This is a genomic window from Aggregatilinea sp. (genome assembly GCF_036822615.1).
Classification (GTDB): domain Bacteria; phylum Chloroflexota; class Anaerolineae; order Aggregatilineales; family Aggregatilineaceae; genus Aggregatilinea.
In genome coordinates, this window is sequence record NZ_DAISHJ010000003.1 from 1 (window position 1) to 25,847 (window position 25,847).

A 25,847-nucleotide genomic window follows, 5' to 3' on the forward strand; every position below is an offset into this window, starting at 1 on the left:
GGGTGCCCTGGCAGGCACCTACTTTCTGTTGAACACCAACAGTACGCCGGAACCGGGCAGCAGCGCCAGCTATCGCGCCACGGCGGAAATGATGCTGACCGCCACGAAACAGGCGATTCTGGACGCAGGACCGACTCCCACCGTCGATCCCGACCGTTCCGCGACGCCGCCGCCGACCATCACGCCACGCGCAGAAACGCCCTCGAACGCGCAGGCAACCTCCACGCCGTCCGTACTTTTACCCTAGCTCATTTGGGACACTCTCATTATGTTTCTCAACCCTTTTAAGCTGTACCGGCGACTGTTTGGTCTGGCGATCTTGCTGCTTGGCGGCGGCACGATCGTGATGGCAAGCGTCGTCGTGATCGCCACCGGGAGTCTGGGGACGGATCGCCTGTTCGAAGCTATCAGCAGCAACGACCAGTCGCAGCGCCAACAAACGACGCTCAGCCAGGTGGTCGAGCGCCGCCCACTGCTCGAAGAGGTGCCCCTGCCCTCCGAGCTTTCGCGCGATCAAGATGTGATCGCCACCAATGTTGGGTTAGCGATTCTGCTGGCGATCGTATTTGGAATCATCACCACGACCCTGGGCAATATTATCCGCGAGGAAGAAGCGACTTTCCGGCGCTGGTTCTCGATCCCCGGCCTGCGCAATTTTTTCAACGCAATGGATTGGAGCGCAACCCGCAGCGTGCGCAGCGGCTGTCTGACGCTGCCCATGATCGCGCTCGTCTTTCTGCTGTATGGCATCATTTTCGCCCTACTGGAAGATGGGACCGACCTGTTGAGCGCGGACGGCGTGCAGCTCGTCGTGGTCATGGCGCTCAGCGTGGGGCTGATCAGCCTCGCGGGGGATTTCGCACAGCGGCAGATCGCGCTGCTCTGGCGGCGCACGTCGCGCTTCGGGCTGTATCCGGCGAACCTGTTCCTGGCCGCCGCGACAACCGTCTTCTCGCGCGTGTTCCACCTATCGCCGGGCGTGGTGTTCGGCGTGCCCGGCGGCGTGGACATCGATCTGGAAGACGAGCCACTGTTTCACGAAGTGCTGATGGCGTTTGCCACACTGTTTGTGATGACGGTGCTGGGCGCGCTGGGCTGGGCCACGGCGGCGCTCGTCAACTCGATGGGCGATCGCAGCCTGACAGGGGCGCAGGCGGACATCGCCGGGCCGCTGCTGGAACTGGCGTTCGCGGTCGGGCTGTCGCTGTTCCTGGTTGCAATCGAGACGGCATTCTTCGAGATGGTCCCACTGACGGCGACGATGGGCAGCGAGATTTTCCGCTGGAACCCGCTGGTATGGTTCGGATCGTTCCTGCCTTTGCTGTTCCTGTTCATGCACTCGCTGCTGAATCCGAACGGCGAATACCTGGAAGCGTTCGAACACACCAACTTACAGGTGCTCAGCGCAATGATCGTAATTTTGGGCGCGCTGACGGCAGCGCTGTGGATTTACTTCAACGTGGTGCGTGGGGACGAACCGGCTCACGTGCCCGCTGCCCCACCCTATGTGCCACCGCCGCCCTTCCAGCCGCCCGCACCTTCATACCCGCAGCAGCCACCCGTCGCGCCACCCGATCTGCGCGCGTACCAGCCGCCTCCGGCACAGCCCGCACAGCAGGGCTACGTGCCGCCGCCCATCGTGATCAGCGATGACGTCCCGCCGCCGATCATTATCAGTGACGAACCGCCTGACGACGAAAAACCACCCACTCGCGCATAAAAAAACCGGAGGCTGTGTGCCTCCGGTTTTTCGTACGTATAGCAGAAGAATCCTACCAGCCGCGCCGCTGTGCGGCTGCTTCGCGGATCGCTTCGAGGACACGCTCCAGCCCGGCGGACACGGTCCCTTCGGGCAGGTGGAAACGTACCATGCGGCGACCCTTGTTCTGCAGCGCCTGCAAATCGCCCTGAGCCTGCGCGCGTTTGAGCATCATGAAGTCGTACGGCTCGCCGGGGATCGGGATTTCCTCGTTGTTCTCGACCGTGATCTGGATGAACACACCCTTGTTGGGGCCGCCCTTGTGAAGCTGGCCGGTCGAGTGCAGGAAGCGCGGCCCATAACCGAGCGTGACCGCGCGGGTCGTGGCGTGGCGTAGCTCCTCGCGGATCGCGTCCAGCAGCTTCTGGTGGCGCTCGGTCGGCGCGAGATAGGCCATGATCGCAATGTAATCACCGGAACGCGCCAGCCCGATGTGCGCCAGAAGCAGGTTCACGAGGTCGCCGTAGTCGAAGCCGCGCTGCTCGCCCACGCGCCGCAGCATGGCAACCGTCTTGGCGTCGGCGTAGAGCTTCAAGCCGCCATCTTCCACGATCGGTTTATCACTGGGCAGGTCGCCGTTGGCCTTCAGATAGTCGAGCAAAACCTTCGTGTTTTCTTTACTCTCGGCCACGTTCGGCTGATCGAACGGGTTGATGTGCAGCATGTAACCCGCGACAGCGGTCGCCAGCTCCCAACGGAAGAACTCACCGCCCAGGTCGTACGGGTCAGACAGGTGCAGCGTCATCACCGGCATCCCGGCCAACTTCAGGTTGTTCACCTGCTTGTCGAGTTCCGTCTCGGGACCATCGAGGCGCAGATAGACGAAGAACTGATCGTCGTCAAAGTTACGCGGATCGTCGGGCACGACGCTGGCGACGGGGATCACACCCCGGCCTTCCTTGCCCGTGCTTTCCGCGACAAGCTGCTCGGCCCACAGACCAAAGCTGTCGATTTCCGGCGAGGCGACGATGCAGAATTTATCCACGCCCTGCTCGGTCAGGTAGCCCATGACGACACCCAGCCACGCGGCGGGGTTGCTGCTGGCGGGGATGATCGGGCCGCAAGCGGTCGCCATGCGGCGCGCGTTCTCCAGAAGACGATCGACGTCCAGGCCCATCGCCGCTGCCGGGACCAACCCAAAGTAGCTCAGGACGCTGTAGCGTCCGCCGATATCGGTCGGGTTGAGGAACAGGTACTTAAAGCCCTTTTCGTGGGCCAGCGCTTCGAGTTCCGAACCGGGGTCGGTGATGGCGCAGAACTGCTCACCCGCGCTTGCGCCGTGCTTCTGCTCAACAAGGCCATAGTAGTAGCGGAACAGCGACACCGTCTCGATGGTCCCGCCGGACTTGGTGGACACGATGAACAGCGTGTTATCCAGGTCGATAGTTTCGGTCGCCATGCGGATAGACTGTGGATCGGTCGTATCGAGCACGATCAGGTTAGGGAAACCTTCGATCACGCCGAAAGTCTGGCGCATCACTTCCGCGGCAAGACTGCTGCCGCCCATGCCCAAGAGCAGCAAGTGAGAATACTTACGCTGCCGGACATCCTCGCGCAGTGCGTTCAGCGGCGCGTAAAAGGCTTCATCCGCGTTGACCACATCCAGCCAGCCCAGCCGCTCCGAAATCACCTGCTGGTGGCCGAATTCTTCCTTCCAGGTGGACGGATCTTTGGTCCAGATGCAGGAGAGGATCTTGTCTTTTTCGATGCGGGACAGCGTGTCGCGCAGTCCAGGCTCGTGCTGCGCCATGGCAACATCCTGGCGCTGCAGCACGCCCGTGAGCATGATCTGGCGCTTGGCTTCTACCGCGTCCATCAACCGTCGGAAGTCGTTGGCAAACGATTCCACACCGTCGCTCTGAAGCTGCTGCGTCACCTTGTCCATCTGAACGCCGACTTCGGCCAGCTTCTGAAGCACGTCGCGCGCTTCGTCAAGTCCCTGGTCCACGGTCCGCGCAACCGTACCGTGTGTCTTGAACGCCTCGATCGTGACCGGCGGCAGCGTGTTGACCGTGTGCGGACCGATCAGGCTATCGACGTAATAGGTATCGGGCAGCGCGGGGTTCTTGGTGCTGGTGCTGGCCCACAGAGGCCTCTGGACACGCGCACCCGCGTCGCGCAGGCGGGCGAACTGTTCGCCCTCAAAGATTTCCTGGAAGTGCATGTAGGCCATCTTGGCGTTGGCGATGGCGGCCTTACCCATCAGGTCGCGGTTGATCTGGGAATGCTCGAAGCCGCCGCGCGCGCGCCCCGACCGGATGTTGCTGTCGAGGATGTTATCGACCACCGTGTCAATCCGGCTGAGGAAGAAGCTGGCAACAGACGCGATCTTCGACACGTCCTGGCCCGCTTCGAGACGGCGCGTCAGGCCGCGCACGTAGGCGTGCGCCACGTCGATGTAGTTTTCGACCGAAAACAGCAGAGTCACATTGACGTTGATGCCTGCCGCGATCGCTTCCTCGATGGCGGGAAGCCCCTGCTCCGTGCCGGGGATCTTGATCATGACGTTCGGGCGATCGACCGTGGCAAACAGCCGCTTCGCCTCGTTGAGCGTGCCCTCAGTGTCGTACGCCAGCAGCGGCGACACTTCCAGGCTGATGTAGCCATCTTCGCCGTTGGTGCGCTCGTATACGGAACGCAGCACATCGGCTGCGCCGCGAATATCCTCGATTGCCAGCCGCTCGTAAATCTCGCCTGCATCCAGATCGAGCAGTTCCGCTACCGCCGCATCATATTCCTGCGTGTCGCCTATTGCCTTGGCAAAAATCGTCGGGTTAGACGTCATCCCGACAATGCCATCATCCACCAAGCGCTGAAGCTTGCCGCTGGAGATCAAGCTCCGCACAATAAAATCCATCCAGATGCTTTGACCGCAACTCTGGACTTCGATCAGCCGGTTCTCCGCCATTAAAGGCCTCCTGGGAATACAAATAACATAACCAGCCTGGGCAGCGCGAACCCGGTTCTCGATGGGGCGGTCGTTTGCTCGGCAACGAGGCAGACAACACAGCGCGGCTCGCGTTGTGCGTGGCGGCACTGGAACGCCCCCACGCCCTTCCAGTTGTAAAAAAGATGCTCTTTACCAAACAGTCTATTTGCCTGGGACGACACTGCTCGAATTATAGCGCATGAGCGACCAAACGAAAGCAAAAGGCCCCAAACGAATTTGGGGCCTTTGAATGCTTGTACGATTCCGGTTTATCCGGGGGCGAGAGTCGCCGTCGGACCGGGGGTCGCTGAGGGGCGAATGGTTGCTGCAGGGGCCAGAGTCGGCGCACCGCCCGCCGCGTTATTGTTGGATGTATCGCCCGTCTGCTGGGTAGGAGCGACCGGGGCCGCACCGTTGGGATTCTCGAAGGCGCAGCGGAAGCCGATGAACGCCTTCGGATCGCCGGGAACCCAGCTCTGGCGGTGCACGGAGCGCAGGAACAGCGGCACCGTGTCCCAGCTCCCGCCGCGAATCACCTTTTCGGTCCCGGTGGCGGGGCCGGTCGGGTTCACCGACGCGGACGGATTCGACGCCAACTGCGTGTAGTAGTTTTCCTGGTACCAGTCCTGGACCCACTCGGACACATTGCCCGCCATGTTGTACAGACCGGTCGCCGTGCGACCAGAGGTATAACTATCGACCGGTTCGGGGCCATCCGTCTCCGACCGCGGGCGGTTAGAGTTGGCATAAGTCAGGTCGAACGAGAAACCCCAGGGGTAAATGTTACCCGCTTCGCCGCGCGCGGCGCGCTCCCACTCAGCTTCGGTGGGCAGACGGCCATTCAGTGCTTCGCAGTAGGCTTCCGCGCCCCACCACGTCACCCAGATCGCCGGGTAGTTCGTGTACAGGGCCGGATCGACCGAATAAGTCGTGCCGTCGAAGGCGATGTAGCTGAGCGGCTCATCGACTTTCGTCAGCGCGCACGGCTGGCCCAAGCAGCCGTCGGAGTGGCTGCCCGGCCCCATGTAGTTGAGGAAGGCAACATACTGCGCGAGGCTGACTTCGGTCGTTTCCATATCGAACGTATCGACCGTTACCGAATGCGGCGGAACCGAGTCCTGCACCATGTCCGCCGTGCAGTTGGTCGCTTCGTAAACGGTGCATTCGTCCACCGCGGCCAGACCTTCTTCAGCGGTCGTGCCCATCTGGAACGTGCCGCCCGCGATGGTCACGCGCGCAGACTGAATCGCTTGAAGCTCAGCGGGAACTGCGGGGCGGTTGGTGAAGGTCACGGTCTGAGTCGCCGTGCCAGACGGCGGCGTCCCAACGACGGGCGTCCCTTCAAGTCCGGCGCTGTTGGCATTCGCTTGAATCTCCGCCGCAAGCGACTCCCCTTCGGTCGTCACGTTCGGCAGCGGGGTCGGGTTCGACTGATCGCTTTGCTGTTCGGCAGGCTGCTGTTCGCCTTGCGTCGGAGCGGCAGCGACTTCAGGCGCAGTCGTCGGCTCTGCCTGCGTCGTGGGCTCCGCAGCATTGTCGTTGCCAGTCGGCAGCGGCGTCGCCTCGGCGGGCGTCTCTGACGGCAGAACCAGCGGCGTATTTGTGGGCAACTCCTGGGCGCCCATCGGCTGCTCGGTCATCGCAGCTTGATCGCCGGTCAGGTCAGTCGCTTCCAGCGCAGCCTGGGTCGTTGTCGCCTGCATGGCAACGTCCGTCTGGTTCGGTTGAACCTCAATGCGCGGCGTCGCCGTATCCGCTTCCAGGACCGGGAACGTCAGCGCGCCCAGCGCGTAACCGCCAACACATACCACCAGAGCCGCACCCAGCCCCAGGATCATACCCATTACCAACCACTGCCAGCTTGAGTCACCTGTGCGACGGCGCAAGCTGTTATAGTCGCTCATACACCACTCCTTCTCCTCACGATCCGGGCCGACTCACACCGGCCACAGACAGCCTTCTACTATACCGTCCCCACCCATCGCCACCAAACGCTTTACCTACGATTCCTCGGCGCTCGCCTCATCATGCGTATCTTCGCCGCCCTGCTGCTTCTCCAACAACCGGCGATAGGTCGCCTGAAGCGTCAGCGCATCCGCCACATGGAAGGGCATCGGGGCCTCCACCGCGACGGAGCCGTGAACATTATAATCAATGAACGCCTGAAGTAAATCCCGGTAACGGTACTGGGTCTCGTTCAGCGGCAGGTGGTGGCTTTCGCCCTTGGCTGTGTAGGCGATGCCCGACATGTGAGCGTGAAAATGATCCAGCGCGCGGCGGCCCAGCCCCTTATCGATAACGTCGAAGATGGCAGTGAACTCCTCGTAGCTGTTCAGCGCGCCGTTGCCGGTGCGGGCGTGCAGATGGGCAAAATCGATGCAAGGCAGCACACCCGGCACATCGCGGCTGAGCTGAATGACTTCATCGAGCGAGCCAAACATAGCGGACTTGCCCATCGTCTCGGGCCGGAGCGTCACGTCGACGCCTTCTTCGTCGAGGATGGCGCGGATCTCCAACAACTTTTCGCGCGCGCGCTCGTAAACCTGTTCAGGAGGCTGACCGTGATAAGATCCGGGATGAAAGGTGATGTCGCGCGCGCCAGCCAAAAACCCTTTACGCGCTGCAGCCAGCAGCCGTTCGTCACTTTTTCGCATCAACTCCGCCGTTTGGCTGTTGAGGTTGATATAATACGGAGCGTGTATGCTCAATGACACGGCCTGCTGCCGGCCCGCATCGCAGATCGACACGCACGTTTCATCCGAAACGCGCACACTTTGCACCCAGGCGATTTCCAGGTGATCAAGGCCCAACACACGGATGTGCTCAATCGCCGCATTCGTGCCAGACTTGGGCGTCGTTTGCGGGCTGCCTACCGTGCCAAAGCGCAGTGCATCGGGTTCTGCTTGAGCCATAAAGCGTCATCCTTTCCATCCAGATAGGATTTCGTTTGTTCGTCTCAACCGAGAAAGGTCGTAAATGACGACGTCCCAACCCGCTCATTCCACCTCACCCCAACGCGACGCGCTGCTGGCGTTCGTAGCCTTCGGCATCGCAGTGGTGCTGTGGCAAATTCAGGGTCTTTCGATTCTCACGTACCCGCTGCGACTGTTCGTGACGATGATTCACGAGCTTTCGCACGGGCTGGCCGCCGTGCTCACCGGCGGCTCGTTTTTGCACTTCGAGGTGACAAAATATGGCGCGGGCCTCGCCTATACCGACGGCGGCTCACGCTTCGTGATCATCCAGGCCGGGTATGTCGGCACGGCGCTGTTCGGGGCTATTTTGCTGTACGCCGCCAACCGCGTGCGGCGCCCCGGCGTGGTTGCCGTCGTCCTGGGCCTGATCATCGGCGTGCTTACCCTGCTCTATTCGGGCATCGGGCTGAAGGGTGTCAATGCGTCCGAGACGATCCTCACAAGCGTCATCATCCTAAGCGGGTTTTACCTCATTCTAACCCGGCAGACCAATAAAGGCCGGTATGCGGGCGTGGGGATCATCCTGTTCGGCGGGGTGATGCTGGTGGCGTTTGCGAGCTGGGAAAACTGGCTGACCACTCTGGTTGGGATCGCCAGCGCGCTGGTGCTGGTCATCATTGGCACGCGCGCCAGCCGAGACATGGCGCTGGTCGCACTGAACTTCCTGGCGTTTCTGACCGGCTTGCAAGCCGTCACGGATGGCTGGGTGCTGCTGCGGATCGTATCGATGCCACGCAGCATGATGCCGTTGAACGACGCCGCGATCATGGAAGCGGCCTATGGGGGCTGGATCTGGCTATGGGCCGTTCTGTGGATCGTGCTCGACGTTGTGATCTTCGGTGGCGCGATCTACCTCGTGTTCATCCGGCCCCGGCGGAAGCTGGCAGCCGGTTAGCGAGGGCGCAAAGCGGCTTCACCCAGCCCACTTGGCAAGTAGATCGTAGGCATCGCAGACACGCGCTCGGGATGGGTCACGGTAGAAATCAGCGCCCGAGACTATCAGGCGGTCTGGGCGAATTGTTGTCGTCCGAGTCGTCATCATCCGAGCGGGACGGCCCCATCAACGTGTAAAGCACGATGCCCGACGAGGCGATCAGGAAGCCGCCGATAAACGCGATGGCCTGCCACGTTCCCAGTAGCGGGCGCGTCGTCGCGGTGGGCATGTGACTGCCGAAACCGAGCACGTCCGCCAGCCCCGCCGCCGCCGCAAACAGCAGACCGGTCAGCGTCAGGCGCACGCCGATGTCCTGGCCCAGCGTCGTGGGCAGTCCGGCAAAAAACGCCTGCCGCGCGAACACGTAGGCCGCGATGCACATCAGGCTGAATCCCAGGAGGATCACCAGTACCTGCAAGACACCGATGCCCGGCGTAACTTCCAGCCCGGCAATGCCCGGAAAAAGGCCCATCAGCGTAATGATGACGCCCAGCGCCCCGACCGTGATACTGACCTCAACGTGTCGTTCCATCGGCCCTACTTCTCCGGCAGCCCGGCGCGCAGCACGCGCAGCATGTTGCCGCCCAAAATCGCGGTGACGTCCTCCGGCCCATAACCGCGCTGCTGGAGCGCCCGCCGGATTTCCCACAGGTCGGCCACCGTCTCGAATTCGAGCGGCGTCGATGCAGCACCGAACCCGCCGTCGAAGTCGCTGCCAATGCCCACATGGCGCGCGGAGCCGGTCACCTGGCAGACGTGATCGATCGCCGCCAGAATGTCTTCCATCGTCACCAAGCTCTTGCGATCGCCGGGCGCCCACCCTTCTTTCAGGAACAGGTTATAAGGCATAATACCCACCGCGCCATCGTGCTCCGCAATGCCCCGGATCACGTCGTCGGACAGGTTGCGGTCCACGCGGTCTTTGGAGAAACGCAGCGGGTTCGCGTGCCCGGCGAACAGCGGCCCGCCGTACCGTTCCAGGGACTCGCGCGCGGCTTCGGGGGCCATGTGCGACAGGTCGAGCACCATGCCGTAGCTTTCCATCACCTCAAGCAGCTCGCGGCCCAGATCGGTCAGCGGGCCGACCGCCTGCGTGCCGCCGCTGTAACGTGTCGCAGTCCAGGCCGGACCCACCACGCGCAGACCGCGCGCGTACCATTCCTCTAACTGGGCCGGTTCAAGGATCGGGTCCGCGCCTTCCATCAGCATCACCAGTCCAACACGGTGATCGCCCAGATCCGTGCCCTCCGCCCAGGTCGCCAGAACCGCGTCCAGGTCGGCCTGCGTGCGCACGAGATCGATCTGCGGGATTTCGTCAGCAAGACGCTGGTAGTAATCCAGTTGGCGGGAGGCCAGAGAATAGGCGTCGTCCGGCGTCGAGTACAAGAGCTTCTCGTCGGGGTACACCTTGGTCCAGGCGGGCGAGACGAACAGCGTCGCGCCGATGATCGCCACCCGGCCCAGCAGGACTTCCGGCAGGCCCACCATCGCGCGCCCGTAACGCTTCAAAAAGGTCGGGTCGGTCTCGCGGCGGCGCTTGGCCCACGCACTCATTCTAAAATCGCGCCCGTTATTGAACGCATTCCATGCAATATCTTGATGCGCATCCACAATAATATCGGTGGTCATGCTTCCCCCGACTGCATGCCTACTGCGCTTCCCCTAAATGTTCTAGCTGCGTGTAATCTTCGATCTTCTCGCCGTTGACAAAAATCGTGGGTGTGCCACGCAGCCCGCGCTGATCGAAGGCCACCTGGGCCCGATCAATAATCGTTTGCGGACGCCCGGAATCAAGGCACTCCTGATAAGCGCCCATGTCCAGGCCGAGCGCTTCAGCGCCCTTTTCCAACCGCCGCTGCGCAAACACCTGGGTCAGAAATTTATCCTGCCACGCAAACAGGACATCGTGCATGATCCAGAACTGGCCCTGTTCGCCTGCGCATAACGCCGCCGAAGCCGCCTCCGCCGCGCCGGGACCAATGTGTGACACGGGAATATAGATAAACTGCACCTGCCCCGCCGCAATCGCATCGTGCATCACCGGGAACCAGTCGTCACTGAACTCGCGGCAGTGCGGGCAGGCGAAGCTCGAAAACACTTCGACAGTCACCGGCGCATCCGGGCTGCCTAACATGGGATAACCATCGGGCGTGGTGTCCTGCTGCAAATCCGCGTAGAGCGCCCCCGCGTCCGACGGAATGGGTGCATCCAGCGGGCGGACGAAGTAGTATACCGCGCCGATGATGCCCAACAGCGCAACGATCCCCAGCGCCGCCAGCCACGCGGGCACATGCGGGCGGGCACGCGGGGGCCGGGGCGGTTTTTCGCCCAACAGCCGGTCTACATGCTGATGTGACATCGGCGCTACCCTCGCTTCCCGACCTGCGGCGCGTCGGGCACAGCGGCCCAGTCGCGCGCAATTGCGGGCAATTCCGGCAGGGTGCGGATCGTCGCGTCGGGTGTGACCTCAATCCCCTCAGGTAGCCAGGGATCGGGCTGCTCGATCCACACGCCGCGCAGCCCTGCCTGCTTCGATCCCCACACGTCGAAATAGAGGCTGTCGCCCACATAGGCGGCTTCATCCGGCGCGAGATCGAGCGCGTCGAGGGCTTGCAGGAATACGTCGCTGTTGGGCTTCCACGCCTCCGCATCGGCGGAGAAAATCAGGCGCTCGAAATACTGTGTGAGGCCGAAGCGTTCCAGATCTTGCACGTGGACGCTGCCGGGCCAGAACGTGTTGGAAATCAACGCCAGACGCATTCCGTCGTCGCGTAGAGCGTCGAGCATCTCATAAACGCCGTCCAGCGGGCGGACGTGGGGCTGAATCGCGCTCATATAGGCCGCGGCCATGTCCTGATACACGTCTCCGGGCAGATCGGCGGCGCCCCACCCCTGGGCAATGGTGCCCAGGACCATATCCAGCTTCAAACTTTTGACATCTGCGTGCTCGATGCCCGCCCACGTGTTACGCGTGACCTCCCAGGCCGCATCCAACGCTTCCTGTTCCGGCAGCAGCGTGTACTCCAACGTCCGGAGATAGTTATAAACCGCCCCGGTCGCAATCTTTTCAGATTCCTCCCAGGACGTCCCCTCCGGGTTGAAGTGCAGCAGCGTTCCACCCATGTCAAAGATCACGCCACGTAAAGACATCGAACTTCGCTCCTTCGATCAGCTCAACATAAACCGTGCGATCAAGTGCGCCGTGTGAGTGAGGCTGTCGCGGTGGGTGCGCTCGTAGGCATGCGACGCCTCCACGCCGGGACCGATCAGAGCCACCTGAGCCGATCCGCCCGAGCGCCAGTAGGCTTCGCCATCCGAGCCATAACGCAGGTACACGTCCATGCGGTAGGCAATGGCATGTTCCTCGGCCAGCAACCGCAGCTTGCGCGTCAGCACCGGATGGTATGCCCCCCCCGTATCGCGGGCGCACAGTCCGACGCTGAACTCGTCCGCGTTCTGGCCGTCGCCCACCACAGCCATATCGACCGTGACCATCTCGTGCAGATCCGCCGGGAACCCCGACGAGCCGCCGTGACCGACTTCCTCATAGTTGGCCATCAGGGCGGTCACCGTCTGTGTGGGGACCGATCCGGCTTCTTTCAAGGCGCGGAACGCCCCGTAGATCGTCGCAACGCCCGCCTTGTTATCCAGGTGGCGCGAGCGCACAAAACCCGCCTCGCCCACTTCGGTGCGCGGATCGACAAACACGAAGTCCCCGACTTCGATACCCAGAGCGCGCACATCGTCCGCGTTCGATATCAGTTCATCGAGGCGCAGCTCCATCGTATCCTGGCTGCGCGTCACTTCGCCTGCTTCCAAGCCGTAAATGTGCGTACTGGCCTTGGCCGGCACAACCGTGCCGCGAATGCGCCGTCCGCCGAAGGTCTGCACAGTCACGCCTTCGAACTCGACCGCGTTCCACATGTAATTGCCGATCATCACCAGCTTCAAGCGACCGTTCGGCTTAATCTCCTTGACCATCAGGCCAAGCGTGTCGGCATGAGCGGTCAGGCCGCGCGGCGCATCCGCGCTCACGCCCGGCCAGGTGATGATAAGCGCGCCTTTCGGGGTGCGCTCCAACCGCAAATCTTCGATATTCAGGGCCCGGAAGGCATCTTCGACGACGGCCATCGCGTCGTCGCTCCATCCTGTCGGGCTGGGCGTATTGAGCAGGCGCACCAGGAAGCGCACCATCTCACCGGTATCGAACTGCAACTCGGACATAGATCACTCTCAAATTACGAGGAGCATACAGCCTGCAAAGTCTCAAGCGGAGAGTATAGCGCGCGGGCCACCCGTGCACGAACCTCACGCGGTGAGGCGCATCAGTCTGGCACGGTCACCGTGGCGATGACGGCATGATCGCCGACCGCCGTCCCGTCTCCGGTCGTCACATCCAATCGCGCACCCGGCTCCTGCCACCAGTAGATCGCAGCCCAGACTTCATACGTGCCGGGTGGCAGATCGGCGGGAAGCTGGACCGCGTGATTATCACGGTAATACATTCCCGGCTGCCACGCCGTCGTAGGCGTAAAACCGTAATCGGGCGCGGCATCTTGCTGAGCAATCAATGCACCATCCGCCGAAACGACATAGAGCGCCACGGTGTAGTCGCGGTCCAGAGGCGCATCCGTGCCCCACAACAGCGACACGGGCAGCGTCTCCCCGCCGTAGTAGATCGTCCCGCTCGGCAAGTCACTACCGACAAGCGTGATCGCTTCGCCAAAGCGCAGCGCCTCCACCTCATCTGGCCACGCCCACGCGACCTGCGGCGGAGCGGAAACCGTGCTGAACGCCACCGCGCGGGCCGTATCCGTCGCCTTGATCTCGCCCAGCGGGAAATAGTGGCGCGCCATGTAATGTTCGACCGGGCGCGTGGACCACGGGATGAAGGAACTGGTTTCCATCACCAGCCAGACGCGGTCGTAATGCTCCGCGAAGTAGGCCAGTGAAATGGTCGTGGAAGGCAGCACCAACGCGTCGGCATAGTTGGAAGTCACTTCCGGCGGCTGCTCAGGGCTGGGCCGTTCCCCAGGAGACAGCGGCAGCGTGTAGACCGGCACGCCATCGTCGCGGTAGTAGTTCATGAAGAACTCGGTGTACTCGTCCGTGTTGAGCAGCACCACGTCGCCCGCATGCAAATTTTGCTCCAACTGCGCCAGCAGATCGCGCGTGGGGGCGAAGTCGCCGTAATAGCGCGGATCGAGCCGGATGACGTAGAGGCCCGCGCCCAGCGTGAAGACCATCACACCGGCCAGCGCGATCCCGGTCAGCGCGACACCGCGCCAGCTTCCCGCCCGCGATCGCAGCCACCAGCCCGCCGCGCCTAGCGCCAGCGCGACCAACAGCGCACTGAACAGCGGCAGATACCACGCGTGCTCGTTGGTTGCGTAGCGCCACGCCACGTCCGCTTTTTGCTCGCCCAGCAGATCCAGGCTGACGCCAATCGGTGACCAGCGGAAGCTCCACAACTGCTCGCGCCAGTTGACCACGGGCGGCGTCTGCGCGTTCAACGTGGCGTAATACTTACCCAGCGGGATCACTGCCGCCAGCACCTGGATCGACGCGCTGAGGAGTGCGACCAGAACTGTTCCCACCCTCGCCCAACGCACCGCGCCATGCTCCAGCAGCGACTCCACGACAGGCAGCAGCCAGAGCGCCAGGAACGGCGTCACCGGGACGAGATAGCGCGCGCCCCACCCGATCCCGCCGTTCCAATATTCTCCACGGCCCAGGGCATAGCCCACCATGAACACGACCAGCATCACCAGAGGCACGACAATCTGGCGTGCTCGCTGCTCACGGATCAGGCGGGGCCAGCCAAAGAAGCCAAGTACGAGAACCGGCGAAAAGATCCATACGCTGTAGCTGGGTGCAAAGAGGTAACTCTTGACGCCAATCCAACCAAACTGAAGGTTTCGCCGGGCCTGCCGCAGCCGGTTCACAATGTCGTAGCGCTGGCTGACGCCCAGCAGCGTATCCGCGTTCAGCACGACCAGCGCCAGCACCACACCCAACACCGCCACGCCAATCAGGACCAGGATCACCTGGCGGCTGATATGCACCCGCCCCAAACGGGAGGGCAGCGCCTCAAGCACCAGCACCGGAACCAGGAACAGCATCGCCTCTTTGGAAAGCAGCGCCCCGGTGAGTGTCACGGCGAGCGCGATCAGCGGCAAAAAAGGGCGCTGCCGTGACGCCAGACGCTGCCGGAGCCGCACAACCAGCAGCGCGCTGGTCAGACCGAGCAGCGTGAACAGCGGCTCGCGGAAGAAGGTCAGGCTGTAGGGCCACGCAATCGTGCATAAACCGTACAGCGCGGCAACGATCACCGCCACGCGCGCCCGGTAACCGAGCGCCAGCCCGTAGGCGTACACAACCGCCGCTGTCAGAGCCGTCACGAAGATATTGAACAGCCAGACGGCATGCGCCAGCCCGATATCGGGCATGAGGGATGCGGCGCGGAACAAGACCGACGCCAGCGCAGGTTGTAACGGTTCCGTCCCAGCAGGGGCGGGAGGGAAACTTTCCAGCGACAGGGGCCGCGCCAGATCGTATTCATAACTCAGGCGGAAATCACCGCGACGCGCGTAGCTCTCGGTCGCGTCGAACAGGAACCACTCGTCGCGGCTGATGGCGTAGCCGTTATAGGTAATGAAATACACCCCGATCAACAGCGCGATCAGGCACAGCACCATCGCGGCACGGCGGCGTGGGTTTGGCAGGGCGGCGTCGTTCACCGGTCCAGCCCTCCATGCTTGGCCGCCAGCAAATCGCGGTAGAGCGCAGCGAGATCGTCCGCCAACCGCTGAATGCCATACTGCGCCAACACGGCCTGCTGAAGATCCTCGTGCGGCGTGTCATCTGCAAGAGCCGCACGCACGGCGTCTGCCAGCGCATCAGGATCATCCACCGGGGCGAGCCGCCCGTACTGCCCGTGACGCAGCAGGTCGGGGATGCCGCCCACTGCTGTCGCCACGACCGGAATGCCGGCAGCCAACGCTTCGATCACTGAGACGGGCGTGCCCTCGTTCAACGACGAAATCACCAGCACGTCCATGTCGCTGTAGATCGCACGCAGATCGTGCTGCCAGCCGGTGAAGATCACCGCATCGCGCAAACCGAGCGCCTCGACACGTGCTTCCAGATCCGCGCGCAGCTCGCCATCACCGACAATGGCGAAGCGCACATCCGGCTGATCTATGTGAATCTGCGCGGCCATCGCCAGGAACAGCTCGTGATTCTTGATCGGGACCAGCCGTCCCACGATGCCGACCAGCGGCGCATCCGCTGGGATGCCAAACGCTGCGCGGAACGTCCCGGCGTGGCGCGGCGCGGCGGCGAACGGCGCGAGATCCAGGCCGAGAGGCACGATAGTGAATTTGCCTGCCGGAGCGATGTGGAACTCGTTGACCAACTCGTCCTTGAGCATCGGGCTAATGGTGATCAGCTTGTCGGTAATGCGCGCGGTCCACCGTTCGAGGATCAGGAACAAACGCGTTTTCTGCGGGCCGAAATAGCCGCGAAACACGTGGCCGTGGAAGGTGTGCACGCGCACAGGCACACGCGCCAACCACGCCGCCAACCGCCCAACGAAACCTGCTTTCGCGGTATGGGTATGCACCACGTCCGGTTTGAACTGGCGCATCAGCCGCCAGAGCTTGAACAGCGTGCGCAGGTCGCGCAGGGGCGACAGTTCGCGGCCCAACTCCGCCACGTATACTGGCTCAACGCCGTGCTGCTGGGCCAGATAGGCCATGTCACCTTCCTGGGGGCCGATCTGTCCACAAACCAGCATCGAGTCGAAGGTGGGCAACCCCAGGCGCTCGGTGAGCAGGATCACATGCACGGCGGGTCCGCCGATGTTCAGACGGGCGATAATGCGCATCACGCGAAGGGGACGGGAGGGTAACGATTGGCTCATGGCGCACTCAGTACGGGGGGATCGATGAACAGGCGATGCCACCACTCAAGGGTGAGCAGCAGCCAGATGCGCTGGCCGTGGTTACGCTGGCCGCTCGCGTGCTCGTCCAGCAGAGTGCTCACGGCATCCGGACGGAAGTAGCCGCGATCCGCACGCGAATCGAGCAGAATCTCGCGGGCATAGTCGCGCAGATCCTCGCGGAACCAGCGACCCACCGGCACGCCGAAACCGTGCTTCTGGCGGTCGATGATGTCGTCGGGCAGCAGGCCGCGCGCCGCTTCTTTGAGCAGATACTTCGTCGTGCTGCCGCGCAGCTTGAGGTTGACCGGAATGCGCGCCACCAGTTCGAGCAGCTCGTGATCGAGGAACGGCGCGCGCGCCTCCAGCGAGGCGGCCATGCTGGACCGGTCGGTTTTGATCAGGAGATCGTCGGGCAAATAGGTCGTCAGATTCACGTCCAAAAGCTGCGCGGTGAAGTCGCGCGGATCGTGCGGATCGAAGTGGGACGCGAAATCCGCGCCGGGATCGACATCGCCCTGCCCCGCCAGCACATCGGCCAACAGCGCGTCATCGAACAGGCGCACCCAGTCAAAATAGGCCAGCGCGGGCGGCAGGGCTGCACCGTTCACGAAGCGCCGCGCGCGCTGCGACACGCCGCGATATGAGGTCGCCTCCGGCAGCAGGCCCACCGCCGCCGCTACGCTCCCGCGCACGACACCCGGCAAACGCCGGTAGCGCACGGCCAGGGTCGCGGCGTAAAAACGCTCGTAACCCGCGAACAGCTCGTCGCCGCCGTCGCCGGTCAGCGCCACCGTAACGTGATCGCGCGTATGTTTGCTGACGAGATAGGTCGGAATGGCCGAGGAATCCGCGAACGGCTGGTCATGATGCCAGACCAGGAACGGCAGCAGATCGATCGCATCCGGCTCGACGATGAATTCGTGGTGATCCGTGCCGAGCAGATCGGCCACACGGCGCGCGTAAGCCGTCTCGTCAAACGACGATTCGCCCGTAAAGCCGATGGCAAACGTCTTCACCGGCTCGGACATATGCCGCGCCATCAGCGCGACGATCAGGCTGCTGTCCAGCCCACCGCTGAGGAACGCGCCCAGCGGCACGTCGCTCAACAGGCGAATACGCACGGCCTCGTCGAGCTTGTCGCGCACCGCATCGAGCCAATCCTCGGCGCGCGCGGCAGGATCGCTGCTGGCGGCGTGCGGCGGCGTCCAATAGGCCGATTCGGTTACGGTCCCGTCGCGCACAACGAGCGCATGGCCGGGTGGCAGCATACGGATGCCTTCAAACGCCGTCTGCGGCGCGGGCAAGTAGCCATACGCCAGCAGCAGCGGCAGCGTCGCTCGCGCGGGCGTGCGCGGCACATCGGGATGAGCCAGCAGCGCCTTGATCTCCGACGCGAATACCAGACGGTGATCGTCCAGGTAATAATACAGCGGTTTTTTGCCGAGGCGGTCGCGCGCCAGCACGAGCGTCTGGTTGGGCGCATCCCACAGGGCCAGCGCGAACATGCCGCGCAGATGAGCCAGAAAGTCGAGTCCGTGCCGCCGGTAGAGCGCAATCACCGCTTCGGCGTCTGAGGTCGAATGGAAGGTTTCGCCCTGGGCTTCAAGCGTGCGGCGCAGATCGGGGAAGTTGTAGACCTCGCCGTTATAGGCCATCGTGATGCCCGCCGCGCTTGCGCCGTCACTGCTGCACATCGGCAGCGCGCCGCTGGGCGACAGGTCCAGGATCGCCAGACGACGGTTCGCCAACCCGCAGACGCCCTCGACGATCTCGCGCCCCTGGTCCGGTCCACGGTGCACCAGCAGCGCGTTCATCGCTGCCAGCACGTCATGTGGGACCGGCGCGCCGTCGCGGTTGAGGATGCCGCACAGTCCGCACATCAGCCCTGCGCTCCCAGGTCGCGATAAACCTCAACCGTCTGATCGACCATGCGCTCAACGGTGAACTGCGCCTCCAGGCGCGCCCGCCCGGCACGTCCGCGCGCCATCAGCAGCGGTGGATGTTCGAGTGCCTCGCGCAGCGCGCCCGCGACCGAGTCTGCATCGTGCGGTGGCACGAGCCAGCCCGTTTCACCGTCGATCACCACTTCAGGGATGGCGCTGACGCACGTACTCAAGATCGGCACGCCCAGCGCCATCGCTTCCAGAAACACCAGCCCAAACCCTTCCCACAGCGACGGAGCTAGCAGCAAATCGAGCGCACTCATCACCGCACGAGCATCATCGCGCCAGCCGAGGAAGTGCACGCGATCGGCCACGCCCAACTGAATCGCTTCGGCTTCCAGCGCACCGCGCAACGGGCCGTCACCCGCCAGCACGTAATGCGCCTCGGGCACATCGCGCGCGACCTGCGCAAACCCGCGCAGGCCGTCGATCAGGCCCTTCTGTTCGATCAGGCGGCAGACCGATCCGACCAACAGCGCATCGGGCGGCGCACCGATCTGATCGCTCAGTTCCGTGCGCATTCCGGCGGGCGCGTCGATGCTCGCCGGATCCAGGCCGTAATGAATCGTGCGGATCTGGTCCGGGCGCGCGCCCTCGACCTCGATCGAAAAGCGCCGGATCGCATCCGAAATGGCGATCCCGGCGTCCGTGCGCCGCCACAGCGCGCGCAGCAGCAGGCGAATCGGGGTCCGGCGGCGGAACTTGTCGTCGTTGTGGCAGGAACTCACCACATAGGGCACACCCACGCGGCGCGCCGCAAACGTCCCGTACAGGTCCGCGTGGAACAGGTGCGTATGCACCGCGTCCGGCTGAACGGCACGCAGCCGCGCGACCAGATCGCGCCACAGCGCCGGGTCGAGGTCGCGGCGAATCGGGATCTGCTCGACCGGCACGCCAGCCGCCTCAAGCTCGGCGGCGTAGGCATCCAGGGGCTTATCCGGCTCGACCAGGATCCATAAACGGACATCCAATCCGCGCTGGCGCAAACCGCGCAGCAGCACAAGCAGATGTCCTTCGGACCCGGACACGCCGGTCATCTTGGAGAGATGAACGATACGGTTGGCAGGCATGCGAAGCAGAGCTTATACGGGCATGGCGGTCTTGTACCACGCCAGGGTACGCGCCAATCCATCCTCAAACGACACCACCGGCTCATAGCCGAGCATACGCCCCGCCTTGTCGATGGCAGCGCGCGAGTGCTTCACGTCACCGGGACGCGGCGCGACAAATTCCGGCTCGATCTGCGTGCCCATCAGGCGGTTCAGCTCGGACACCATATTCAGCAGGTTGATATTGCCGCCCACGGCGATGTTAAACGTCTCACCGCTGACGCCGGGCGTATGGCAGGCCAGCAGATTGCCGTGTACCACGTTGTCGATATAGGTGAAGTCGCGCGACTGCAAGCCATCGCCCTCGATCCGGGGCGATTCACCCTTCAGCATCAAGGTGATGAACTTGGGGATCACGGCGGCGTAGGTCGAGAGCGGATCCTGACGCGGGCCGAAGACGTTGAAGTAGCGCACGGTGACTGTTTCCAGCCCGTAGACGTTGCTGAATGCCTGGCAGTAATGCTCGGCGGCGAGCTTCGCCACGGCATAGGGTGAAAGCGGGCGCGGGAGCAGGTCTTCGGTCTTGTACTCCACATCCGAATCGCCGTAGGCCGACGATGATCCCGAATAGACCACACGCTTCACGCCTGCGTCGCGCGCGGCGAGCAGCACATTCAGCGTGCCGGTGACGTTGTTATCGTTGCTGCCGATCGGATCATCTACGGAGCGCGGGACAGAGGCCAGCGCCGCGATGTGGAACACATAATCGACGCCCTGCATCGCCTCGTTGAGCTTATCGCGGTCGGTGATGCTGAATTCCAACAGCTCGACGCGGTCGCGCACGCCGTCAAGATTGTTGCGCTTGCCGGTCGAGAAGTTATCGACGACTTTCACGCGATTGCCCGCTTTGATCAGGGCTTCCACCACGTGCGAGCCAATGAACCCTGCCCCACCCGTCACCAGATACGTTTTCGCGTCAGTCTGCATGAATCACTCCGGTTTCCGCTCGATCCGCTGCGCTGCTAACGTTTGCTGCGGATATACGTCCATTCGAGGAAGATGAAGGCTACGGCCAGCGTCAGCACCAGCGCAATGCCGATACGTGTCCCCTCACGCACCGTCGCCTGAGAAAGCTGCACAGCGATATACCCAAACACGATACACACCCCGTACAGGACGAGCACAGCGGTGCGCTGGCTGATGCCAAGCGTCACCAGCCGGTGCGAGGTGTGATCTTTGCCGCCCTGCATCGGGGAACGCCTCTCGCGCAACCGCGTAAACACCACCAGCATCATGTCGAAGATCGGAAAACCCAGCACGACGATCGGCACGGCGGACGTCACCGGCTGGCGATCGAGGGTCGCATGGAAGTCGAGCTTGATCGCCAGCACGGCCAGTAAAAAGCCGAGCACCATGCTGCCCATGTCGCCCATAAAGGTCGAAGCCGGGTTGAAGTTGTAAATCAGAAAACCGACCGAGGCCCCCGCCAGCGCCGCCGCGAGGCTGCTAACCAGCGTCAGATCTTCACGCGCGGCCATTACAAAAAAGAACGCGGACGCAATCGCCGTGATGCCCGCCGCGAGGCCGTCCATATTGTCCTGAAAGTTCATGGCGTTGGTGATGCCCACGATCCAGAACAGAGTCAGCCCGATGTTCAGGATGTCGCTGTCGAAGGCGCGAATCTGAATGCCCGCCAGCACAAGCACAATCCCGGCGGCCACTTGCCCCGCCATTTTGACCCAGGGCTGCATGCCGTTGCGGTCGTCCACGAAGCCCAGCAGCACCAGCCACGTCGCCCCGGCCATGATCGCGCCGAACTCGACAATATAAAACGGCGGGCTGAAAAACAACAGCGCGAGCACCAATGCGGCATAAATCGCCAGACCGCCCATGAGCGGCGTGGGCGTCTGGTGCACTTTGCGGCTGCTGGGTTGATCCAGCACGCCATAACGAAACGCCAGCCGCCGCGTGATCGGCGTGATGCCAACCACCGCCGCGAAGCCTGCGATCATGACGGGGAAATAATCGGTCATAGACATTAGAGCCTTCTATATGTACCGTGCGGTCTTTTCGCCGCCGCGCCCGGCTGGACTGGCGAGGGAGTATAGCGCACCACGCCAACGCGGGACAAACCAGCGCCGGGATCAAACCCGGCGCTTAGCATAACCTATGCTCCAGAAATCGACTATCCCCGATCAGAATAAAGAAAGCTGGCGTGGGGTGGGCGGTGGCTCATCGTCCGGGTCGGAAGACGACTGCGCCGCCGACTGCTGCGCGGCAACTTCCTGCGCCAGCGCCATCATACGCCGAAAGTCTTCCTCCATGACCGGGCGCAGGTTCGGGTTGCGCAGCACTGCCGCCGGATGGAACAGGGGATAGTAGATGCGCCCATTGCCGCGCCGGGGCTGCCCGTGAATCTTCGTGATACGCCCGCCAGGGAAAAACAGCGCCATACTAAACCGGCCCAGCGTGGCGATCAGCTTGGGCTGGATGACTTCCACCTGGCGCTGCAAGTAAGTCGGGATGCAGGTGTCCAGCTCGTTGGGCAGCGGATCGCGGTTATTGGGTGGGCGGCACTTCACGACGTTCGTGATGAACACGTCCTCGCGCTTGAGGCCGATCATGTGCAGCAGCTCGTTCAAATATTGGCCGGACGCGCCGACGAACGGAAGCCCCTGCTGATCTTCGTGGTAGCCGGGCCCTTCGCCGATGAACATGATCTCCGCATCCACCCGCCCCGCGCCAGGAACCGCGTGGGTGCGAGAGGTATGCAGGGGGCACAACGTGCAGACCTTGATCTCATCCGCAATCGCATCCAGGGCCAGGCGACGCTCCTCCACGCTCAGGATGTCGGCCATCATGAACTCCTTTTATTTATTCTACAGTTGACTCGACCGCTGTAAATTGATCCGCGAACGACACGCGCTGATGCAGTTTCTTCACTCGATCATCGAGCCGCTCGCCGTAGCCGTTGTCCAGGGGGCGCGCTTCCATCAGCAGCGCGTCCTCGCCGTCGTCGCGGTAATAGCCCCGGCGGCGACCGACGACTTCGTACTCGTACTTGCGATACAACTGCTGCGCCGACAGGTTGCTGACGCGTACTTCCAGCACGGAGTACTGGCCCCTGAGGTTCAGCGAGCGCTTGAGCATCCCCGACAGCAGTAGCTCGCCCAGACCCTGGCCGCGATATTCCGGGTGCACGGCGATGGTGCTGATATGCGCCTCGCCCGCGATCAGCCAGCAGCCGCCATACCCGGCGATCAGCGGGACTGACTTAGGGGTCCAGAATCGCTGAAACAGCGAGCGGACCATACGCGGCTTGTCGAGATGATCGGCGACTTCGATCACGCAAAAATGTGACGCGTCACGATTTGTAATCTCAAATTCATAAGTACGCTGCGGCCAGGGCGATGAAAACGAGGCGCGGTCGATGTCCACGACCTGTGGGATATCCTCCACGCGCATGTGGCGCAGGGTATAGGCGACGCTGCTCATGAGCGAGGCTCCCCCGGTTGGTTCAAATAAATCGGCGTGACCGTCGCCGGATCGTCCATATCCCCTGCCGCAAAACGTGCCCAGGCCAGCTCGGCCAGAAAACCGGCGCGGCGGAGCGAAAACGCGCCCGGCACACACCGCGCAGGACGGCCCGTTTCATTGAGCAGCCCGTACCCCGCCTCGTCAATTTCGCCCGCGAAGATCGTCTCCTGCTCGACGGATTCGACCAGCGCCAACCAGGTCGTGATAGACGCGTCTCCATCCGCGACCCAGACATCTCGCGCCCAGCGGTAGCGCTGCGCGCACACGCGTCCCCGCCCGGCCTGAAGTACGGCAACCAACGGGCCGTTGAAGGCCGGAACAGCAGCGGCCACGATATCGAGCGACGGGATCGCGATCAGCGGGAGCTGCTGCGCTTCGGCCAGTCCCTTGGCGACGCCCAGACCGATCCGCAAACCGGTAAACGAACCGGGGCCCTGCGCAACAGCGACGGCAGCCAGACCGGACGCCTTGATTGCAGCCTGCTCCAGTGCAGTCTCGATAGTTGGGGTAAGTTCGGTAGTGTGATTGTTGCGCGTGCGCCAAGTCGCTTCATAGACGATCTGCCGCCCATCATGCAGCGCCAGGCTCATAACCTGGCTCGACGTATCTATCGCCAGTAACACGCCTGCTTCCTTCTCGCTGGACAATTCAGCCCCCTCGACTCTCTTTCCTGCCCGCGCACCGCATCAGTCTGCCGCGCCGTCACGCAGCGCCTCTACCAGCGCCGCATACTGCGCGCCGGAAGCACTCACCCGCAGAACCCGGCTCGACTCGCTCACGATGTCGAAGGCGATCCACAGACGTTCTTCGGGCAGCAGATCGATCACGCGCTCCGGCCATTCCAGCACGACGTTATCCGTGCCGTGCAGCATCTCATCCAGCCCCAGCGACCATGCATCCGACAGGCGCTCAAGGCGATAACAATCGACGTGAAACAGGACCTGATCATCCTGCGTGCGCCGGTGCTCGTGAACCAGGGTAAACGTGGGGCTGGTCACACGCTCCAACGCGCCCCATCCCCGGCCCACGCCGCGCACAAATGCCGTTTTCCCCGCGCCCAAATCACCCTCAAGGCAGATCACGCCGCCCTGCCCCAACCGCGCGCCCAGCGCGGCTCCGATGGCTTCAGTATCTTCGACGCTTTGGGTTGTGATCTCAAGCAGAATCGGTGCTGAAACGGACAAACGGATGCCTCTTTCTGGATAAGACCACGGTAGAGCGCCGCTGCAAACAGCGCCATCACAGTCGGAAATTTGAAGCGGTTCAGGAGCTTAAAAAAGCGGTCCCCGGTCTTGAGATTATACTCCCTGCCAGGGGGGAAACAACAGCGCCGTGCAAGCTCGTTAGTATAAGGCTTAAATTCAGTTTTGCATTCGCCGCTCTCGATAATTCATGCTATCATTGCGGCCATTCACTTCAGGCGTTGAAGGACCAAACGATGCGGATTCTCGTTATTTCCGATATACATGCCAATTTAGCAGCTTTTGAGTCCGTCCTGGCCGACGCTAAGGGCGACTGGGACTATGTATGGTGTTTAGGCGATGTCGTGGGCTACGGGCCCGATCCGAACGAATGCTGCGAGCTGCTGCGCACGCTGCCGCACCTGTGCCTCGCGGGAAATCATGACTGGGCCGCTTTGGGCCGGCTGGATATCCGCACCTTTAACGCCGATGCGCGCCGCGCCGTACAGTGGACCCGCGATACTCTCACGCCTGAAAACACCGCTTATCTCGCGGCGCTGCCCACAACGTTCGTGCTGGGCAACTATACGCTGGCGCACGGCAGCCCGCGCGAACCCGTCTGGGAATATATTCTCGATCCGCTGATCGCGGCGCTGAACTTCCCCCACTTCGAGACGCCGTACTGCTTCGTGGGGCACACGCACACGCCGATCCTGTTCCAACTGGCGGACGATCGCGGCGATACGGATGCGATCCAGCCCGTCTACCGCGAAGGGCGATCGCTCAACGGCCACCGGCTGATCATTAATCCCGGCAGCGTGGGCCAGCCGCGCGACTCGAACAGCGACGCAGCCTATGGCATTCTGTCCATGCAGGACGCCGTTTTCGAGCACCGCCGCGTGCCCTACCCCATCGGCGCGACACAGGAAAAAATGCGCCGTCTGGATATGCCCGAGCGCCTGATCACGCGGCTTGAGCACGGGTGGTAAACCGCACGCCGCAATAACTTCACCGCACAAAAAAGGGGCGTATCGTTCAGCGATGCGCCCCTTCATTTTGAACCTCTGCCTGACGCCGCCGTTAGCGACCGCCAATACGCCCGTATAGCCACCAATACTGGTCAGGCGGATACGCGCTTTTCAGCCGTGCATCGAATACGAAGTCGTCGCCGCTGAGCATACGCCGCAGCCGGTTATCCACCTGCTTCATACGCGCTTCCAGATCGTCGGGCACTTCGCTTTCCTGGGCCAGCTCGTCGTAAAGGTGCTGGATCATGGTGCGCTTTTCAGCCTGAACCGGATAATCTGCCGCACAGCCCTGAGCTTGCTCGCCGCAATCGTGCAGATAGCGGTCCAGCGCATCCAACCTCGACTTCAGCTCGACAGCCAGCTTGGACTTATAGTGCACGGACCATTCCGCGCGCGCCGCATCAAAGTTGATGGCCGCGTCCTGCACCTGGGTTTCCTGCTCGGGATCGAGCAGCCCATCCACCCGGCGCAGGCGGTAGAGCCGCAGCAGCAGCCCGCCCAACGTCAAACGCGGCAAATCGCCGATCTCCAGCGCGTTTTCGATGAGCTGTTCCGGCTGCCCGCCCA

General features: G+C 62.8%; 22 protein-coding genes and 1 pseudogene. 4 read left to right on the forward strand and 19 right to left on the reverse strand.

Going from position 1 to position 25,847, the window contains the following annotated elements:
* Positions 1-247, forward strand: a pseudogene (locus V7116_RS01930) (hypothetical protein); the annotation flags it as partial.
* 21 nt (positions 248-268) lie between these two features.
* Positions 269-1,720, forward strand: a complete 1,452-nt coding sequence (locus tag V7116_RS01935; RefSeq protein WP_324389860.1) for a hypothetical protein — start codon at positions 269-271, stop codon at positions 1,718-1,720.
* 52 nt (positions 1,721-1,772) lie between these two features.
* Here V7116_RS01935 and V7116_RS01940 read toward each other — a convergent pair whose 3' ends face one another.
* The 3 genes from V7116_RS01940 to V7116_RS01950 form a co-directional block, all read right to left on the reverse strand.
* The gene (locus tag V7116_RS01940) at positions 1,773-4,667 is read right to left on the reverse strand and encodes a bifunctional transaldolase/phosoglucose isomerase (RefSeq protein WP_324389862.1); all 2,895 of its coding nucleotides are present in this window, start codon (positions 4,665-4,667) and stop codon (positions 1,773-1,775) included.
* Positions 4,668-4,957: 290 nt separating this feature from the next.
* Positions 4,958-6,592 carry an SUMF1/EgtB/PvdO family nonheme iron enzyme gene (locus V7116_RS01945; protein ID WP_324389864.1) on the reverse strand — a complete coding sequence of 545 codons (1,635 nt, stop codon included), beginning with the start codon at positions 6,590-6,592 and terminating at the stop codon, positions 4,958-4,960.
* Positions 6,593-6,688: 96 nt separating this feature from the next.
* Positions 6,689-7,600, reverse strand: coding sequence for a TIM barrel protein (locus V7116_RS01950; protein WP_324389866.1), 912 nt, complete (start codon positions 7,598-7,600; stop codon positions 6,689-6,691).
* Between the two features lie 64 nt (positions 7,601-7,664).
* On the opposite strand from V7116_RS01950, the gene V7116_RS01955 reads away from it, so the two are divergent.
* On the forward strand, positions 7,665-8,558 hold the full coding sequence (locus V7116_RS01955; protein ID WP_324389868.1) for a M50 family metallopeptidase: 894 nt from the start codon (positions 7,665-7,667) through the stop codon (positions 8,556-8,558).
* Between the two features lie 88 nt (positions 8,559-8,646).
* Here the strand turns inward: V7116_RS01955 and V7116_RS01960 are convergent, their stop codons facing one another.
* The 15 genes from V7116_RS01960 to tsaE all read right to left on the reverse strand — a co-directional run bounded on the left by V7116_RS01960 (position 8,647) and on the right by tsaE (position 24,255).
* Positions 8,647-9,129, reverse strand: a complete 483-nt coding sequence (locus V7116_RS01960; RefSeq protein ID WP_324389870.1) for a hypothetical protein — start codon at positions 9,127-9,129, stop codon at positions 8,647-8,649.
* Positions 9,130-9,134: 5 nt separating this feature from the next.
* Positions 9,135-10,226: a dipeptidase gene (locus V7116_RS01965; RefSeq protein WP_324389872.1), complete on the reverse strand. Its 1,092-nt coding sequence runs from the start codon at positions 10,224-10,226 to the stop codon at positions 9,135-9,137.
* Positions 10,227-10,245: 19 nt separating this feature from the next.
* On the reverse strand, positions 10,246-10,956 hold the full coding sequence (locus V7116_RS01970) for a DsbA family protein (protein ID WP_324389874.1): 711 nt from the start codon (positions 10,954-10,956) through the stop codon (positions 10,246-10,248).
* A 5-nt stretch (positions 10,957-10,961) separates the two neighbouring features.
* Positions 10,962-11,747 carry an HAD family hydrolase gene (locus V7116_RS01975; RefSeq protein ID WP_324389876.1) on the reverse strand — a complete coding sequence of 262 codons (786 nt, stop codon included), beginning with the start codon at positions 11,745-11,747 and terminating at the stop codon, positions 10,962-10,964.
* Positions 11,748-11,765: 18 nt separating this feature from the next.
* Positions 11,766-12,821, reverse strand: a complete 1,056-nt coding sequence (locus tag V7116_RS01980) for a M42 family metallopeptidase (RefSeq protein ID WP_324389878.1) — start codon at positions 12,819-12,821, stop codon at positions 11,766-11,768.
* Between the two features lie 101 nt (positions 12,822-12,922).
* Positions 12,923-15,337, reverse strand: a complete 2,415-nt coding sequence (locus V7116_RS01985; RefSeq protein WP_324389880.1) for a hypothetical protein — start codon at positions 15,335-15,337, stop codon at positions 12,923-12,925.
* Entirely contained in the window at positions 15,334-16,521 is a 1,188-nt protein-coding gene (locus tag V7116_RS01990; RefSeq protein ID WP_324389882.1) for a glycosyltransferase family 4 protein, read from the reverse strand. The genes V7116_RS01985 and V7116_RS01990 overlap by 4 nt, the downstream gene beginning before the upstream one ends.
* Complete coding sequence (asnB, locus tag V7116_RS01995) at positions 16,518-18,422, reverse strand: asparagine synthase (glutamine-hydrolyzing) (protein WP_324389884.1); 1,905 nt, start codon at positions 18,420-18,422, stop codon at positions 16,518-16,520. Before asnB ends, V7116_RS01990 begins: the two co-directional genes overlap by 4 nt.
* Entirely contained in the window at positions 18,422-19,555 is a 1,134-nt protein-coding gene (locus V7116_RS02000; RefSeq protein ID WP_324389886.1) for a glycosyltransferase, read from the reverse strand. Before V7116_RS02000 ends, asnB begins: the two co-directional genes overlap by 1 nt.
* A 12-nt stretch (positions 19,556-19,567) precedes the next feature.
* The gene (locus V7116_RS02005) at positions 19,568-20,521 is read right to left on the reverse strand and encodes an SDR family oxidoreductase (protein WP_324389888.1); all 954 of its coding nucleotides are present in this window, start codon (positions 20,519-20,521) and stop codon (positions 19,568-19,570) included.
* Positions 20,522-20,556: 35 nt separating this feature from the next.
* On the reverse strand, positions 20,557-21,567 hold the full coding sequence (locus tag V7116_RS02010) for an MraY family glycosyltransferase (RefSeq protein ID WP_324389891.1): 1,011 nt from the start codon (positions 21,565-21,567) through the stop codon (positions 20,557-20,559).
* 162 nt (positions 21,568-21,729) lie between these two features.
* The gene (locus tag V7116_RS02015; RefSeq protein ID WP_324389892.1) at positions 21,730-22,392 is read right to left on the reverse strand and encodes a uracil-DNA glycosylase; all 663 of its coding nucleotides are present in this window, start codon (positions 22,390-22,392) and stop codon (positions 21,730-21,732) included.
* Positions 22,393-22,408: 16 nt separating this feature from the next.
* Positions 22,409-23,029 (reverse strand): ribosomal protein S18-alanine N-acetyltransferase, encoded by a 621-nt coding sequence (rimI, locus tag V7116_RS02020; RefSeq protein ID WP_324389894.1) that lies wholly within the window; start codon positions 23,027-23,029, stop codon positions 22,409-22,411.
* Positions 23,026-23,694 carry a tRNA (adenosine(37)-N6)-threonylcarbamoyltransferase complex dimerization subunit type 1 TsaB gene (tsaB, locus tag V7116_RS02025; RefSeq protein WP_324389896.1) on the reverse strand — a complete coding sequence of 223 codons (669 nt, stop codon included), beginning with the start codon at positions 23,692-23,694 and terminating at the stop codon, positions 23,026-23,028. The genes rimI and tsaB overlap by 4 nt, the downstream gene beginning before the upstream one ends.
* 63 nt (positions 23,695-23,757) lie before the next feature.
* Complete coding sequence (tsaE, locus tag V7116_RS02030) at positions 23,758-24,255, reverse strand: tRNA (adenosine(37)-N6)-threonylcarbamoyltransferase complex ATPase subunit type 1 TsaE (protein WP_324389898.1); 498 nt, start codon at positions 24,253-24,255, stop codon at positions 23,758-23,760.
* A 254-nt stretch (positions 24,256-24,509) separates the two neighbouring features.
* Here tsaE and V7116_RS02035 point away from each other — a divergent pair, with 254 nt between their 5' ends.
* Complete coding sequence (locus V7116_RS02035; protein ID WP_324389900.1) at positions 24,510-25,241, forward strand: metallophosphoesterase family protein; 732 nt, start codon at positions 24,510-24,512, stop codon at positions 25,239-25,241.
* A 91-nt stretch (positions 25,242-25,332) separates the two neighbouring features.
* On the opposite strand, the gene V7116_RS02040 is transcribed toward V7116_RS02035, so the two are convergent.
* Positions 25,333-25,847: hypothetical protein (locus V7116_RS02040; protein ID WP_324389902.1), on the reverse strand; the 515-nt coding region annotated here is incomplete at its 5' end.

Coding starts and splice junctions, on each gene's coding strand:
- V7116_RS01935 (WP_324389860.1), top strand. CDS start 269: ATGTTTCTCAACCCTTTTAAGCTGTACCGGCGACTGTTTGGTCTGGCG.
- V7116_RS01940 (WP_324389862.1), bottom strand. CDS start 4,667: ATGGCGGAGAACCGGCTGATCGAAGTCCAGAGTTGCGGTCAAAGCATC.
- V7116_RS01945 (WP_324389864.1), bottom strand. CDS start 6,592: ATGAGCGACTATAACAGCTTGCGCCGTCGCACAGGTGACTCAAGCTGG.
- V7116_RS01950 (WP_324389866.1), bottom strand. CDS start 7,600: ATGGCTCAAGCAGAACCCGATGCACTGCGCTTTGGCACGGTAGGCAGC.
- V7116_RS01955 (WP_324389868.1), top strand. CDS start 7,665: ATGACGACGTCCCAACCCGCTCATTCCACCTCACCCCAACGCGACGCG.
- V7116_RS01960 (WP_324389870.1), bottom strand. CDS start 9,129: ATGGAACGACACGTTGAGGTCAGTATCACGGTCGGGGCGCTGGGCGTC.
- V7116_RS01965 (WP_324389872.1), bottom strand. CDS start 10,226: ATGACCACCGATATTATTGTGGATGCGCATCAAGATATTGCATGGAAT.
- V7116_RS01970 (WP_324389874.1), bottom strand. CDS start 10,956: ATGTCACATCAGCATGTAGACCGGCTGTTGGGCGAAAAACCGCCCCGG.
- V7116_RS01975 (WP_324389876.1), bottom strand. CDS start 11,747: ATGTCTTTACGTGGCGTGATCTTTGACATGGGTGGAACGCTGCTGCAC.
- V7116_RS01980 (WP_324389878.1), bottom strand. CDS start 12,821: ATGTCCGAGTTGCAGTTCGATACCGGTGAGATGGTGCGCTTCCTGGTG.
- V7116_RS01990 (WP_324389882.1), bottom strand. CDS start 16,521: ATGAGCCAATCGTTACCCTCCCGTCCCCTTCGCGTGATGCGCATTATC.
- asnB (WP_324389884.1), bottom strand. CDS start 18,422: ATGTGCGGACTGTGCGGCATCCTCAACCGCGACGGCGCGCCGGTCCCA.
- V7116_RS02000 (WP_324389886.1), bottom strand. CDS start 19,555: ATGCCTGCCAACCGTATCGTTCATCTCTCCAAGATGACCGGCGTGTCC.
- V7116_RS02005 (WP_324389888.1), bottom strand. CDS start 20,521: ATGCAGACTGACGCGAAAACGTATCTGGTGACGGGTGGGGCAGGGTTC.
- V7116_RS02010 (WP_324389891.1), bottom strand. CDS start 21,567: ATGACCGATTATTTCCCCGTCATGATCGCAGGCTTCGCGGCGGTGGTT.
- V7116_RS02015 (WP_324389892.1), bottom strand. CDS start 22,392: ATGGCCGACATCCTGAGCGTGGAGGAGCGTCGCCTGGCCCTGGATGCG.
- rimI (WP_324389894.1), bottom strand. CDS start 23,029: ATGAGCAGCGTCGCCTATACCCTGCGCCACATGCGCGTGGAGGATATC.
- V7116_RS02035 (WP_324389900.1), top strand. CDS start 24,510: ATGCGGATTCTCGTTATTTCCGATATACATGCCAATTTAGCAGCTTTT.